Annotated in this window: 14 protein-coding genes; 6 read left to right on the top strand and 8 right to left on the bottom strand. The window is 58.5% G+C overall.

Annotation, left to right across the window (positions count from 1 at the left end; translation table 11 throughout):
• Positions 1-418: 418 nt before the first annotated feature.
• From AAC060_RS05220 to purH, 4 genes are all read left to right on the top strand, one after another.
• Positions 419-1696 carry an RsmB/NOP family class I SAM-dependent RNA methyltransferase gene (locus AAC060_RS05220; protein WP_339823636.1) on the top strand — a complete coding sequence of 426 codons (1278 nt, stop codon included), beginning with the start codon at positions 419-421 and terminating at the stop codon, positions 1694-1696.
• Positions 1697-1816: 120 nt separating this feature from the next.
• A complete protein-coding gene (gene rpe, locus AAC060_RS05225; RefSeq protein WP_339823639.1) occupies positions 1817-2479 on the top strand; it encodes a ribulose-phosphate 3-epimerase in 663 nt (220 codons plus the stop codon).
• Complete coding sequence (locus AAC060_RS05230) at positions 2476-4263, top strand: heparinase II/III family protein (RefSeq protein ID WP_339823642.1); 1788 nt, start codon at positions 2476-2478, stop codon at positions 4261-4263. Before rpe ends, AAC060_RS05230 begins: the two co-directional genes overlap by 4 nt.
• 2 nt (positions 4264-4265) lie before the next feature.
• Entirely contained in the window at positions 4266-5858 is a 1593-nt protein-coding gene (purH, locus tag AAC060_RS05235) for a bifunctional phosphoribosylaminoimidazolecarboxamide formyltransferase/IMP cyclohydrolase (protein WP_339823644.1), read from the top strand.
• A gap of 35 nt (positions 5859-5893) precedes the next feature.
• On the opposite strand, the gene AAC060_RS05240 is transcribed toward purH, so the two are convergent.
• Complete coding sequence (locus tag AAC060_RS05240; RefSeq protein ID WP_339823646.1) at positions 5894-6319, bottom strand: hypothetical protein; 426 nt, start codon at positions 6317-6319, stop codon at positions 5894-5896.
• A gap of 133 nt (positions 6320-6452) precedes the next feature.
• The gene (locus AAC060_RS05245) at positions 6453-7217 is read right to left on the bottom strand and encodes an NRDE family protein (RefSeq protein ID WP_339823648.1); all 765 of its coding nucleotides are present in this window, start codon (positions 7215-7217) and stop codon (positions 6453-6455) included.
• Positions 7218-7456: 239 nt separating this feature from the next.
• Between AAC060_RS05245 and AAC060_RS05250 the strand changes: the two genes are divergently transcribed.
• Both AAC060_RS05250 and AAC060_RS05255 read left to right on the top strand, forming a co-directional pair.
• Complete coding sequence (locus AAC060_RS05250; protein ID WP_339823649.1) at positions 7457-7783, top strand: DUF6481 family protein; 327 nt, start codon at positions 7457-7459, stop codon at positions 7781-7783.
• 120 nt (positions 7784-7903) lie between these two features.
• Entirely contained in the window at positions 7904-8194 is a 291-nt protein-coding gene (locus tag AAC060_RS05255; RefSeq protein WP_339823652.1) for a DUF167 domain-containing protein, read from the top strand.
• Between the two features lie 113 nt (positions 8195-8307).
• Here the strand turns inward: AAC060_RS05255 and AAC060_RS05260 are convergent, their stop codons facing one another.
• The 6 genes from AAC060_RS05260 to AAC060_RS05285 form a co-directional block, all read right to left on the bottom strand.
• Complete coding sequence (locus tag AAC060_RS05260) at positions 8308-8715, bottom strand: DUF3035 domain-containing protein (protein ID WP_339823655.1); 408 nt, start codon at positions 8713-8715, stop codon at positions 8308-8310.
• Between the two features lie 55 nt (positions 8716-8770).
• Positions 8771-9298, bottom strand: a complete 528-nt coding sequence (gene lspA / locus AAC060_RS05265) for a signal peptidase II (protein WP_339823657.1) — start codon at positions 9296-9298, stop codon at positions 8771-8773.
• Positions 9299-9388: 90 nt separating this feature from the next.
• Entirely contained in the window at positions 9389-12322 is a 2934-nt protein-coding gene (ileS, locus tag AAC060_RS05270; RefSeq protein WP_339823659.1) for an isoleucine--tRNA ligase, read from the bottom strand.
• Positions 12323-12506: 184 nt separating this feature from the next.
• Complete coding sequence (locus AAC060_RS05275; RefSeq protein WP_339823661.1) at positions 12507-13430, bottom strand: bifunctional riboflavin kinase/FAD synthetase; 924 nt, start codon at positions 13428-13430, stop codon at positions 12507-12509.
• A 65-nt stretch (positions 13431-13495) separates the two neighbouring features.
• Positions 13496-14698, bottom strand: coding sequence for a dipeptidase (locus tag AAC060_RS05280; RefSeq protein WP_339823664.1), 1203 nt, complete (start codon positions 14696-14698; stop codon positions 13496-13498).
• Positions 14695-15189 (bottom strand): dihydrofolate reductase, encoded by a 495-nt coding sequence (locus AAC060_RS05285; RefSeq protein ID WP_339823667.1) that lies wholly within the window; start codon positions 15187-15189, stop codon positions 14695-14697. Before AAC060_RS05285 ends, AAC060_RS05280 begins: the two co-directional genes overlap by 4 nt.
• Between the last annotated feature and the right edge of the window lie 35 nt (positions 15190-15224).

Here is a 15224-nt window from a genome sequence, read left to right on the forward strand (position 1 = left end):
CGCCAATGCAATACAAAGCATACCAGAGTCAAGTCTGTGAACTTTGTGGCCGCGGGGACCTGCGTATCGACACAAGGGTTCACCGTTAATGATGTTGATGCAGCGACTTTTGAAATAAGGCCTATGTGTTGATACGCGCGGCTTACACTCAATTGGTAGATGAGGCTCGATTAGGTCAGGTGCGGCCAAAGCTGTTCTTCTGCCTGGACGAGGCATCGAGGTTAATACTCGCCATTATCCATTGCGCCACAGGTCGATCGACGGCCAGTATATATGAAATGTCCGCCTGTTTTGCATATGGTGGACCCAATCCAAAAGCTTGATCGAAACGCGGGAGCGTCTATGCGGTCAGGCAGCGCGAACCATCCGGTTTGCGCGCGCCGCTGATTTGAGCGGCAAGCCAGTGCGGAATCGAAAAATGAACGAACCCAATAATAAAATCCCCGGCCTCGCTACGCGCCAGTCCGCCATTCGCCTGCTCGACGCCGTTTGCCGGCGGGGCGAGACGCTGGATCAGGCGATGTCCGCTGCGACGGGGAAATTGTCCAATCCGTCCGACAAGTCGCTGGCCCATAATATCGCCGCCAATGTCCTGCGCTGGATGACCGCGCTCGATGCGATGATTGACAGCGCGACTCGTAACCGGCTGGCCGACGATGCCAAGCCGCGGATGGCGCTGCGCATTGCCCTAGCGCAGGTGCTGATCCTGGACACGCCGCAACATGCCGCGATTTCCACCGCTTTGCCGCTGGTCCACGGCGGTCCCCGCCGGCTGGTGCACGGCGTATTTTCGACCGTGATGCGCGGTGTTGAATCCGGCGAGCTGAAACTCCCCGAATTTCCGGAAATTCCAGGCGAAACGCTGGATCGATGGACCAATAATTGGGGCGAGGATGTCGCCAATGCGGCGAGCAAAGCGTGGGCCAAGCCCGCGCCGCTCGACCTCAGCTTCCAGTCTAACGACGTCGGTGCGCTGGAAGGCGAGAAACTGGCCCCGAAACATCTCAGGATACTTCCAAATCTTCCAATCACTGGCCTCGACGGATTTGAAGTAGGTCGTTTCTGGGTGCAGGATCTGGCCGCTTCAATCCCCGCGCGATTGTTTGGCGACGGCGAGGGCCGGACGATATTTGACCTCTGCGCTGCCCCCGGCGGCAAGACCATGCAGCTGGCCAGCGCTGGCTGGAAAGTCATCTCGGTCGATAATAATGTTAAAAGAATGGAGCGGTTTCAGGACAATCTGAAACGGACAAATCTGCAGGCCGAAGAAGTGATCGCCGACCTGATGGACTGGGAGCCGGCGGAACCCGCCGATGCCGTCCTGCTCGACGCGCCATGCAGCGCCACCGGCATTTTTCGGCGCCACCCCGATGTGCTCCATTGTATCGGCGCGCGCCAGATCGCCGACCGGGCCGAGGTGCAACGCGCCTTGCTCGACCGGACTGCTCGCTGGGTTAAACCCGGCGGAACTCTGGTCTATGCGGTCTGTTCGCTGGAGCCCGAGGAAGGCGAAGAGCAGATCGAGGCATTTCTTGAACGGCACGACCAGTTTGCGATCGATCCGGTCAGTGCCGACGAGCTGCCGACCGGTCTGGCGCCAGCCGAATCCGGTTGCGTTCGCACGCTGCCGACGACACTGGCCGAACAGGGGCATGTGGACGGTTTCTTCATCGCGCGTCTGCGCCGGAAAGCATGATTTTCTATATATTGTGAACCTGTCCCCAATCTGTCCACAAGCGACTGTGGCATGGTCAGAAACGCGCCTTGCTTGCACTGGCCAAAAATTATAGAGGCTGGCGCAGATTAAGGAAGATCCATGTCCGACAGCATCCGTATTGCCCCATCTATCCTTTCTGCCGATTTTGCCCGTCTGGGTGAAGAGGTGCAGGCCATCGACAAAGCCGGTTGTGACTGGATCCATGTCGACGTGATGGATGGCCATTTCGTCCCCAATATCACCATCGGTCCCGCGGTGGTCAAAGCGCTGCGGCCGCACAGCGCCAAGCCGTTCGATGTCCATCTGATGATTTCGCCGGTCGACCAGTTTCTCGAGGCCTTTGCCGAGGCAGGCGCGGATATCATCTCCTTCCACCCGGAAGCAGGCGCGCATCCGCACCGCACGGTGCAGACCATCCACTCGCTCGGCAAACAGGCCGGGCTAGTGCTCAATCCGGCAACTCCACTCGACATACTCGACTATCTGATCGACGATCTTGACCTGATCCTGGTGATGAGCGTCAACCCGGGCTTTGGCGGGCAGAGTTTTATCGACAGCCAGTTGCGTAAGATCGAGGCGATCCGCAAGCGGATCACCGACACCGGCAAGGATATCAGGCTGGAAGTGGACGGCGGTATCGATCTTACCACCGCGCCGAAGGCGATTGCCGCCGGTGCCGATACACTGGTCGCTGGCACCGCGACCTTCAGAGGCGGGCCGGATCAATATGCAGCCAATATCAGCGGCCTGAGGGGTGAATGATCACCGACAAGCCTGACCGGCTTGACCTCGGCGATAGCGATCCGGACGATCCGGCCACCCATGACGAAAGTGAAGCGGCAGGCGAAGGCCGCAGTCTGACTTTGCGCCACGACCGCGATCGCGGCCAGTCGCTCGCCGAACAGGCGACGATGCTCTACTACCGGATGACCTGGCGGATGCCGCTGCACCGGCTGCGACTGTCCGGAAAATTGCCCTTGCGGCTGCTCGCGGTGCCGGTCGATCCGGTCGAAGGCGACCGGGTGCAGGGCATGGCGGTCCGTGCCGGATATTTCCTGTTCCGCGGTCTCAAGAAAAAGCACGAAAATATAGATTTTGCCGAGCTCAAACTGCCCCCGCAGTTTGAGGATTATGTTCACCGTTTCCAGTGGCTCCGCGATCTCGACACCGCCGCGTCTCGCGATCAGGCGGTTCCGGTGGCGGAAAAGCTGATGAACCAGTGGCTCGATGCCAATGGCGGCGTTATCCGGCAGCCTGCGTGGCGACCGGACAATTGCGGCTGGCGGTTGCTGATCTGGGCCAGCCATGCGCCGCTGATCCTCTCCTCCCGTGATCTGATCTACCGTTCGAAGCTGCTCAACAATATCGCCCGCACCGCCCGCCATCTCGACCGGACTGCGGACAAGGCGCACTCCAGTCTCGGTCGTTTGGTGGCGTGGAGCGGGGTTGTTGCGGCCTCCCTGCTGCTGCCCGAAGGTCGCGTGCGCCAGATCGTTGGCGAAGCGGGTCTCGAAAAGGCGATGGGCGAATTTTTCTTTGCCGATGGCGGAACCGTGTCGCGTTCGCCGCTCAACCAGATGGACGCGGTGATCCTGCTATCGATGCTCAAACAGGTTTATATCGCGCGCAAGGAAGACGCTCCGCTGTTTCTCGAGGACGCGCTGAACAAAGCGGTGCCGCCGCTCACCGCGCTCACCCATTTTGACGGAACGCTGGGCAATTGGCAGGGCAGCGGCGCGACGTCAGCGGAACAGATCGCACAAGTGGTCGAAGCCAGCGGCGTGCGCGCCAGACCGCTGCGGCAAGCACGCGAATGGGGCTATCAGCGCGTGTCATCCGGACGTTCGGTGCTGATCCTCGACGCCGCTCCGCCACCAATTGCGCGGATGGCGGTGGCCGGTTGCGCCTCAACGCTGGCTTTTGAATTTTCCAACGGCGATTGCCGGATCATCAGCAACTGCGGTGGGGCAGGGCTGGTCGGCGCGACGATACCGGCAGCGCTGGCACGCGGCCTGCGGACCACCGCTGCGCACAGCACATTGTGCATCGCCGACAGCAACAGCACCTCGATACTGGCCGATGGCAAGCTTGGCCGCGGGGTCAGCGAAGTCGAGCTGTTCCGCCGCGATGTCGAAAACGCGACCCGGCTCGAGGCCAGCCATGACGGCTATGCCCGGCGCTTTGGTCTGATCCACAAACGGCTGTTGCTGCAGCGCTCCGACGGTCTGGAATTACGCGGCGAGGATATGTTGATCCCCGATGGCAAGAAGCGTAGGCGCCGCAAGGACGATATCCAATATGCCCTGCGATTCCATCTCGGGCCGGATATCGAAAGCGATCTTATTTCGGAAGGCAAGGGCGTGCTCTTGCGTCTGAAAGATGGAAATTTATGGCAATTCCGCTCGACCAGCGGAGAAATTCAACTGGAGGAGAGCGTCTGGGTCGACGGCATGGGCATAGGCCATGAGGTCAGACAGATGGTGATCACCGGAGCAGTGGGCAGGGGTGGCGGCGCCACCGGCTGGCTGCTCAAACATATGGGGTAGAAATGACGGAAAATATCAAAATCAAACGCGCGCTTTTGTCGGTTTCGGACAAGAGCGGCCTCGCCGATCTCGGCAAGCAGCTTGCGGCGATGGGCGTTGCGCTTATCTCGACCGGCGGCACGGCCAAGGCTCTGCGCGAAGCTGGCCTCGAGGTCGCGGATATTTCCGACGTTACCAATTTCCCCGAAATGATGGATGGCCGGGTCAAGACCCTCCACCCCAAGGTCCATGGCGGCCTGCTTGCCCGGCGCGATGATGCCGGACATGTCGCTTCGATGGAAGAACATGATATCGCCGGAATTGATCTGGTGATCGTCAATCTCTACCCCTTTGCCCAGACCGTTGCCAAAGGCGCGGAACGCGACGAGATTATCGAGAATATCGATATCGGCGGACCCTCCATGGTGCGCAGCGCGGCTAAGAATCACGATTTCGTCACCATCGTCACCGATCCTTCCGACTATGCGACATTGCTGGCGGAACTGCAGCAGAACGACGGCGGGACGTCGATAGACTTCCGCAAGAATATGGCTGCCAAGGCTTTTGCCGCGACCGCCAGCTATGACAGCATGATCGCGCAATGGTTCGGTTTTGCCGATCAGGGCAAGACGTTCCCTGATACGCTGCCGATCACGATGAGCCGTCCGGTCGAGTTGCGCTATGGCGAAAATCCGCACCAGAGTGCTGCGCTTTATCTGCCCGACGGCCCATCCGCGAGCGGTATCGCGCAGGCAGAGCAACTACAGGGCAAGGCGCTGAGCTATAATAATTATAACGACGCGGATGCAGCGCTCGAACTGGTCAGCGAATTTCGCGACGGTCCGCCTACAGTGGTGATCGTCAAGCACGCCAATCCTTGCGGCGTCGCCAGCGCAGACAATATCCTCGACGCTTATAAAGCGGCGCTTGCCTGCGACAGCGTCTCGGCATTCGGCGGCATCATCGCGGTCAACCGGCCACTCGATGGCCCGGCCGCCGAAGCGATGACCGGTATTTTTACTGAAGTCGTCTGCGCACCAAGCGCAAATGACGAGGCCAAAGAAATCTTTGCCAAGAAGAAGAACCTGCGCCTGTTGCTCACCGGTGAATTGCCGGATCCAAAGCGCAGCGGCATGGGGTTCAAATCCATTGCCGGCGGCTTCCTGCTGCAGTCCCGGGACAATGGCCAGATCGCCCAGGCTGACCTGAAATGCGTCACCAAGCGTCAGCCAACCGAGCAGGAAATGGCCGATTGCCTGTTCGCCTGGACGGTTGCCAAACATGTCAAATCCAACGCGATTGTCTATGCCAAGGGCGGCTCGACCGCCGGTGTCGGCGCAGGCCAGATGAACCGGATGGAATCGGCGCGTATTGCTGCGTGGAAAGCCAAGGATGCAGCGGAAAAAGCGGGCTGGAGCGAAACCCGCACGATCGGTTCGTCGGTCGCCTCGGATGCTTTCTTCCCCTTCGCTGACGGGCTGCTGACCGCAGTCGAAGCGGGCGCAACGGCGGTCATTCAACCGGGTGGATCAATCCGTGATGATGAAGTGATCACGGCTGCGGACGAAGCGGGTCTGGCGATGCTGTTCACCGGTATGCGGCATTTTCGCCATTAGGGATTTGTGACCTGGAGTGACCAGCCGATCGGGCGTTAGCTATCCGAATATTGGTTGGTTACGCCGGGTCGTCTGATCGACCTGGGTGCTTCAAAGCCGCGCCAGACTTCATCTTCGCTGGCCTTTGGAACGAGTTGTTCCTGTTTGTTTTGCTCGGAGAAATCGAACAGGTCGATATCGACGGGTTCGGCAAATAAAATTCCGAAATTCTCGCCTTCGGTCCACCGGACTTCGCCGGAAATTCGGCCATAGCCCTTTTTTATGATGGTGATCACTTCAAACGGGCTGAGGTGCCCTTCGGTGTGGCCCCCCATTCCGTTCCCGGATAAATTGGTGACGATGGCGGGAAAGGCAGGGCCAAATTCCCGTTCCAGTTCGACATGAATCAGCTTCCGCGCCCTAACTTCGCGCTGGTCTGGAGGAAACTGTCCCTGGGATTTGTCAGCTTTAAAATGTATCATGATGTACTTGACGGTAAATCTTCTGAAACTTAAGGCGAGACGCCATCTGGCGAAGCCCGCCGGCTAACGTCTTTTTATGTGGTAGGAATAACCAGGTCCCGGCCCTGCCAGCGATCAGATAATCCGCAGATCATTACGCAGCGGGCCAGGAAAAGGACAGGCGGCTTTCCCCGACAACGGAGCCCGATGCCGCGAACCGGCGCTCAAGGAAAACTCCCTTGCCGCTGTGGTCAATCGCCACGACGGTGCTGCAACGGGTCCCGTACACCGGGTTCAATATGAATATGGCGGAGTTGCGCGGCTCCGGTCCCGCTTGCGGCGAAGGCCGGGAAGGCTCTTTCGGTTCGTAACTGTGCCGGTCGAGCAGACCGTCAAACAGCAAAGCCGGATCATCGGACCCTGTTGCAATCCACTTTGCCAATGATTGGTTGAGATGGGGCGACTTTTGCCACGGTTGGTCGACGGGGCCGTTCGATAATCCGTGAATGCCGTGACCCAGCATCTTTACCGTCTTGTCGGGCCGGTTGCTGTGCATCAGCGCCTCGTCCGGTGTCACGGTGATCAGGTTGAACGGCTTGAAATTTGCATAGTCTGCAGCGCCGATATCCGCATAGGGACCGCTGCCCGACAGATAGTCCTTCAGCAAATCGCCGCGCGATGCCCGGTCTGGATCCGGCGGGCCGAAGCCGTATAAATTGGTGACCACCGCCAAACGTCCCTGTTCGGAAATACCGAGCCAGGTTCCACCGGCGAGCTTATCCCTGCCAGCCAATAGATGATCCGGTTTTTCCCAACGGTGCGCGCCATCGGCTGGACGGGCATGCAGTTCATCGCGATTCCCGATGGCAATCAATGGCCATCTGGGATGGGCTTTCCAGGCAAATGCAACGATACACACGGCACGAATATTAGCCTGTTCTATCAAACTTGCGACCTAAATCTTGTCGATCACGGGGATAAGGCAAATTGTGAGGTCCGGCAGCTCAGCGGGGCTTTGACCGTCATGGCTGATAGTCGAAAATCCGGCGCGGTTGCTAAAACTTGCCCGATTGCTTTAAAGATTGTACGGCTTGCCACGCTTTTCGCGAAACATCGATGTTTAAGCCACATCACCCAATCAAGGAATAATGAACTCAGATGCCGCCATTTTCAGAACCGACTTTTCAAGAACGCACTCAAATGGCAGCCAAAGCCAAGCAGGCCGCACTCAAAAAAATGAAGGCCAAGGCTCCTCTAAGTCCCGAAGTCATTGCCGAACGCAAGGCAGCCGCGCTTGCGCGTGAGGAAAAACAGGCGATTGCCCGCGAAGAGAAGCGCGCTGCATTCGAGCAAATGAAGGCAGACCGGAAAGCCGCGAAAGAAAAGGCAAAGCCGAAGCTCGCACTGGGATTGACGGAAACCGAGAAAAAGGCCGCCCGCGACGAACGTTATGCGAAACGGAAAAAGCGCAAAGGCAAAAGATAGTATACCGGCAATAGACGGCGAGCGGAATGCGGCGCGCTAGTCGATTCTAGCCCGGACCCCGTGCCAATCCGGCGGGATCAGCAGGCCGAGTTGGCGATTTGAAACTGACCGCAGAAGCCTATGGCAAAAAAGAACCATTTTCCGCCTCGTGAAGAGATATTGGCGCTGGCCAGCGGCGGTGAGCTGACCGTGAAAGTCATGCCCAATGCCGGAGAAAACAGCATTGCCATGCCGAGAGAAGCCGGGCCGGCCAGTATATTATTGGTCCGCGTTACCGCCACGCCTGAAGACGGAAAGGCGAATGCGGCCGTATTGAAGCTGCTGGCGAAAGCGCTCGGTTTTCCCAAAACATCGTTGAATATTGTTCGCGGCGCCAATAGCAGAACCAAGGTTATTGCTATTCCGGATTAATATCCACGTGAACCATTTACGGCATGGGATATTGGCCCCTCTCCCGCAAGGGAGAAGGCTTTATCGATCGAATTCGCTTGAAATATCCTACCCCTTCCGGGGCAGATCAACGGTTAATTCGGTGTAGCAGCCTGTGCATTCTGTCCGTCACCTTCGGGTGCGGCGATGATGTCGCGGGTTACGCTGCCCTTGTCGACGGTGAACGTTTCGGGATCACCGACCGATGTGCGAATCCCGGCATCGGAGGGACCGGCCTGACCGACAATCGCCGATTCGGTGATGCTGCGCGCTTGTGGACCGCCGAACAGGGCTTCCAGAGTCTGTTGCTGCAAACCACCGGTCTGGGGACGAGGCTCACCCGGCTGAGGCGGGGTCATCGTGAAATCGGGCGGAATTACCAGCGGTGGCTGGCGCGAAACTGCGAATTCATCCGGCCGCTCACGGTCAAACAGCCCGCTGGAGCCGCAGGCGGTCAAGCTGGCCAGCGAAACAAGGCTGATGGCGACGGTGGATTTACGCATGATATTATCCCTTAAAAATCTCTTACGGAGCCTGATAGCGCGCTCCTGTCACAGGTCAACTTTCGTCAAGCTGAACATCGTCTTTTGTATCGGTCTTCTTTTCGCGGATAAGCAGCGCGCGCGCAAGCAGGATAACGACCCCGATGCTGATAGAGGCATCGGCGAGGTTGAAAATAAGGAAAGGCCGGAATTCGCCGATGTGCAGATCGGCAAAATCGGCGACATAGCCGAGCCGCGCGCGGTCGACGATATTGCCCATCGCACCGCCCAGCACCATGCCGAGCGCGATAATGTCCCATTTCGCCTTTTCCTTGTTCATCCAGATGAACACGGCAATCCCGATCAGGCCGGTCAGCGTGACCAGCGCCCAGCGCTGAAAATCGGTCGAAGCGGTGAGAAAGCCCATCGAAACGCCGTAATTTTCCGCCCAGGTCAGGTTGAAAAACGGGATCAGCTCGATCGTGCCGCGGACCGGCAACTGCAACAGTTGCATCACGACAAATTTGCTCGCCTGATCGATGAAGAAGATCAGAAAAGCGAGGATCAGGCCGATACGGCGGTATTTCGTGATTGGGTCGGTCATATCAGCCCCCGTTCGTGTCGAGCGAAGTCGAGACACATGGATATTGCGTAAAGCGTCTCTCGACTACGCTCGAGACGAACGGAGAGCGGTTCACGCCAACACCTCCGTGCATCGGTCACAAAGCATGCCGTCTTCGTCCACTTCGGGAAGCAGTCGCCAGCAGCGGCCGCATTTGTGGTTATCCGTTTTGGTGACAGCGATTTCCGCGCCATCGGTGACCTTCGCGACAATCGCCAGTTCGGCAAATTCTGCCGTGCTGATCGGCAAATCGGTCATCGGATAGGCAACTTCGGCCTCGAGGCTCGACCGGATGGTCTTCTCCCGCCGCAGCGGTTCGATGGCTTCGGTGACTTTTTCGCGCGCATCGCGGACGAGGTCCCACTTTTGAACCTCACTGTCGCCCCAGCGAAGGCTGGGGTCCAAACCGCTCGTCGATTGATTTGGGTCCCAGCCTTCGCTGGGATGACCTGTAGTGAGCGCCTTAAAATCAGGCCATTCCTTGAGATGGATACTGTCCGCTTCATCGGGAAAACGGCTCTGCCAGATTTCTTCTGCGGTAAACACCAGCACCGGCGCGATATAGCGGGTGAGGGCGTGGAACAAGATATCCATCACCGTCCGATAGGCCATGCGCTTCGGATCATCCGGCGCATCGCAATAGAGGCAATCCTTGCGGATATCGAAGAAGAAGGCGCTGAGGTCTTCCTGCGCGAATGCGTTCAATGTCCGCATATAAGGACCAAAAGCGAAGTCGTTGACGTGCTGTTTCAGCTCCGCATCGACCTCGGCCAGCCGGTGCAGGATATAGCGTTCCAGCTCCGGCATATCGGACACCGCGACGCGCTCGGCATCGGAAAAGTCGCCAAGTCCGCCGAGCATATAGCGGAAGGTGTTGCGCAATTTGCGGTAGCTGTCCGAAATCCCTTTCAGGATTTCGTCACCGATCCGGTGATCCTCGGTATAATCGACGCTCGCCGCCCACAGCCGCAGGATATCCGCGCCCTGAACGTCGATGATCTTCTTCGGATCAAGCGTGTTGCCGAGCGACTTCGACATTTTCTTGCCGGTTTTGTCGAGCGTCATCCCGTGGGTCAGCACGGCTTCATAAGGCGCGTGGCCGCGCGTGCCGCAGCTTTCGAGCAGGCTCGACTGGAACCAGCCGCGATGCTGGTCGCTGCCTTCGAGATAGAGGTCCGCCGGACGCTTGCCATCGGAGCGGAGCAGGTCGGGCCATTTGCCGCTTTCCAGCACAAAGGCGTGGGTGCAGCCGCTGTCGAACCAGACGTCGAGAATATCGGTGATCACTTCATACTCATCGAGCAGATGGTCGTTGCCGAGGAAATCCTGATGGTCGGCGTTGAACCAGGCATCGGCACCGCCAGCCTTGAACGCCGCGATGATCCGCGCGTTGACCGCTGGATCGTTGAGATAGTCGCCGCTCTTGCGGTTCACATAAAGCGCAATCGGCACACCCCAGGCGCGCTGGCGCGACAGCACCCAGTCAGGCCGGCCCTCGACCATCGATTCCAGACGGCGACGGCCACGTTCCGGCACGAAGCGCACATGCTCGCGGATTTCGTCGAGCGCGATGTCGCGGAGGCTCTCGCCATCGCCCTGAGCCGCGCGAATGGCCGCTTCATCAGCGCAACGCGCCACGTCGCGGTCAATCGGCGCATCCATCGGCACAAACCATTGCGGCGTGCAGCGATAGATAATCTTGGCTTTCGAGCGCCAGCTGTGCGGATAGCTGTGCTTGAAATCGGCGCTGGCCGACAACAACGCACCCGCGTCGCGCAGGTCCGAACAGATCGGGCCCTGCGGGCCGTTGAAATTCTTGTTGATCACCCCGCCAGCGCGTTCGTCGCCACGCGGCAGCCATTCCCAGTCGTCGCGATAGACGCCATCGGCATCGACCGCGAACACCGGATTGATGCCATTGGCCTTGCACAGATCGAAATCATCCTCGCCATGGTCAGGCGACATATGGACCAGCCCGGTACCGGCATCGGTGGTGACAAAATGCGAACCATCGAGGAACGGGCGCGGCTTGGTGTAGAATTCGCTGTCCGGGAATTTGTCGGCCATCGGGTGTTTTGCAGTGGCTCCGGCTAGTTTGTCACCGCTAATTGAAGATACTAATTTCCCTGCGCCAGATTCAGGGTCGTAGCCCCATCTTTCCATTGATTTCGCTTGGCAGCCATTTGCCAGAAGGTAGTTTTTGCCTTCAAATTCTACAACATCATAAGTAAGCTTAGCCCCATAAGCGAGCGCCTGATTAACCGGTATCGTCCACGGCGTCGTCGTCCAGATCACCGCATGCGCGCCAACCAGTTCCGGCGCATTCGGCGCGTCAACAATCTCGAACGCCACATCAATCTGCGTCGAGACAATATCCTCATATTCCACCTCGGCCTCGGCCAAAGCAGTCTTCTCCACCGGCGACCACATCACCGGCTTGGCGCCGCGATAAAGCTGGCCCGCTTCGGCGAATTTCAGCAATTCGGTGACAATCGCCGCTTCGGCGTCATAGTCCATCGTCAGATAGGGCTTGTCCCATTGTCCCATCACGCCGAGCCGCTTGAACTCCTCGCGCTGCACACCAACCCATTGGTCGGCATAGGTCCGGCATTCGGCGCGGAATTCGCTGGCCGGAACCTCGTCCTTGTTCAGCTTTTTCTTGCGATATTGTTCCTCGATCTTCCACTCGATCGGCAGGCCATGACAATCCCAGCCGGGCACATAAGGCGCGTCCTTGCCGAGCAGGCTCTGCGAGCGGACGACCAGATCCTTCAGCGTCTTGTTGAGGCTGTGGCCGATATGGATATTGCCATTGGCATAAGGCGGACCATCGTGAAGGATGAATTTCTCGCGACCGGCGCGGGCTTCGCGCAGCTTTTCATAGAGACCAATCTTTTGCCAGCGCTCCAAAATCGCCGGTTCCTTTTGCGCAAGGCCGGCTTTCATGGGGAAATCGGTTTTCGGCAGGAAAACCGTGTCTTTATAATCTGCTTTGGGATCGGTCATGATCGCGGGGATTAGGGGAGGTTGCGGGTCTGTGCAAGCATGGTTTTACACCGGTGACCCAACCATTTGTCCCGAGCCTGTCGACCCGCAGAGCGAGCGCAGCGCGCCGGCTGCTGTAGAGGTGAGAGGTGGTTCGACAGGCTCACCACGAACGGCGGGCAAAATCACCTTAATGCTGTAATCCTCAAGCCAGCAATTCGCGCGCCTTGTCGCAATCTTTCTCCATCTGCACTTTCAGCGCATCGAGATCATCGAACTTCCGCTCGCCGCGCAGGAAATGGTGCAGTTCGATCTCGATCGTCTGGCCGTAGAGGTCTTCGCTGAAATCAAAGAAAAAAGGCTCGAGCAATTCTTTCGGCGGATCGAAGCTCGGGCGAATACCGAGATTAGCCGCGCCCTTGAGCACCCGGCCATCCGGCAACAGGCCCTTCACGGCATAGATGCCATATTTCGGGCGCAGATATTCGCCGATATCGATATTGGCGGTGGGATAGCCCAATATCCGGCCGTTCTTGTCGCCGTGAATGACCTCGCCCCGGATCGCGAAAGGACGGGTGAGGAGCCGGTTCGCTTCCTCGCAATGGCCCTCTTTCAGCGCCGCGCGGATGCGGCTGGAGGAGATGACATCATCGCTGTCGCTGATCGCGCTGACCGCTTCGTTTTTCAGTCCGTGCGCCGCTCCGACTTCGCGCAGCACATCGATATTGCCTTTTGCGCCTTTGCCGAAAGTGAAATCCGCGCCGGTGACCACGCCGGCCGCGCCAAAACGTTCGACCAGCAGCTTGGCGACAAAATCCTCTGCCGTCGTTCCGGCCAGCCCGGCGTCAAATTCGAACACCAGCATCGCGCTGGCTCCGGCATCGGCGAACAGTCGCTGGCGCTGGGCCAGCGATGTCAGGCGAAAGGGGGGCAGGCCGGGTTTGAAGAAACGCACCGGATGCGGATCGAACGTCGCGATAATCGCCGGACGGCCTTCGTCCCGGGCCCAGCTCAGTGCCTTGCCGGCGACCGCCTGATGTCCGAAATGGAATCCGTCAAAATTGCCCAGCGCGATAATCGCGCCGCGCAGGTCGCCTTCAATCCGCTCTTTTCCGTTCAGTCTGATCATCGAATCGCTATTGCGGGATTTTGCGTTTCATTCAACAAATTCGTTATGCCAGCTTCGGCTGGCACCTAACCCGCCACGGAAGTGCGGGCATCGCTATCGGTCTTCGCTGGAGCAACGCTTTGCGACAAAGGCACCAGTCCCGCCTTGATCACCCGCAAGGCATTCAGCCCCATCACCGCGCGGATTTCCGCTTCGGTGAAACCGGCATCCATCAACGCCTGGGTGATCTGAACGATCCCGCTCGTGTCAAAGCGCGTGGTTACTGCACCGTCAAAATCGCTGCCCAGCGCAACATATTCTATCCCGACCAGATCGCGGACATGCTTGACCGCCTTGGCCACAGTCGCCGGGTCGGTGTCGCACATTGCGCCGTCCCAGTAACCAAGACCAACGACGCCACCGGTCGCGGCCACACCTTTGATTTCCATATCAGTCAGGTTGCGATTGACTCCGCACACCGCTTGCACGCCACCATGGCTGGAGACCACTGGCCGCCTCGCCATTTTCAATATGTCGGCAACGGTGGCGTGGCTGCTATGGGCAATATCGACGATCATCCCCATCGACTCCATGTCGCGGATGATCGTCCGTCCGAAATCGGTCAGGCCGCCTTTTTCAATTCCGTGCATCGATCCGGCCAGCTCATTGTCGAAAAAATGCACCATCCCCGCCATGCGCATGCCCGAGGCGTAGAGTTTCTTCAGATTGGCGCGATCGCCTTCCAGCGTCTGCAGACCCTCGGCGGAAAACAGCACGCCAATGGATTTGTCGAGCCGGTCAAAATGCTCGGGCTTGCTGATCGACGCCAGACGGCCGCCCGACACGGCAACCGCCTTGTCCAGTTTCTGAGCGTGATAAAGCTGACGCTCGAGCAAGGAAAACCATGTTCGCACCGGTTGCAGCTGGGTAATCGCGAGCAGGGTGATATTGTCGGTATCGCCGCTGTTGCTGTCGTAATTCTGGCCCTTGGGGGTCTTGGTCACGCTGGAGAAAATCTGCAGCCCGACATTGCCTGCTTCCAGCCGTTCGAGATCGATATGACCATAGTCGCTGCTGTCGGTAATCTTGCGCTTCCACAACAGGGTGTCGCCATGCAGATCGACGATCATGAGGCTGTCATGCAGCTTCTGCGCCTCGGCTCTGATTTCCGGTAGCGGCTTGCCGTCGACCATATTGGTTTGCTTGTCGAACCATGCCGGCGCGAAAATCAGGAAGGCGGCGAGGGCGATCCCGCCGAGGCCCAAAAGCGCCAGCAGGAATTTCCTCATCCGATTTTCCTTTTCAGAGTGACGAAGCTGTAACCGGGCTTGTCATTTTTCGGCTCATGATCCTCGCGCATCGTCTCTTCCCAGATGCTTTCATCAAAGGCCGGCATCTTGATATCGCCCTTGGGCTTGAGATGCACTTCGGTCAGTTCAATCCGGTGCGCGCGGTCGAGAAAGGCCTTGTAGATTTCGGCTCCGCCGATCACCGCGATATGCGGAGAATTGGCTATTTTCAGGGCGCTTTCGATGCTTTCCGCAGTCTCCGCATCATCGGCTTCCCAATCCTTGTCTCTGGTGAGTACGATATGACGCCGTCCGGGCAACATGCCGGGCAGGCTGTCAAAGGTCTTGCGGCCCATGATCATCGGCTTGCCCATAGTCATTGTTTTGAACCGTCTCTGGTCCTCTGGCAGGCGCCACGGAATGGTGTCGCCGTCGCCGATCACGCCATTGTCGGCGCGGGCAAGGAAGAGGATGATTTCAGGATGGTTCATGAGCGACGCCTAGCGCAGTTCCGGCAGACTGCAAA

The organism is uncultured Parasphingorhabdus sp., from assembly GCF_963975555.1.
Taxonomy (GTDB): Bacteria; Pseudomonadota; Alphaproteobacteria; order Sphingomonadales; family Sphingomonadaceae; genus Parasphingorhabdus.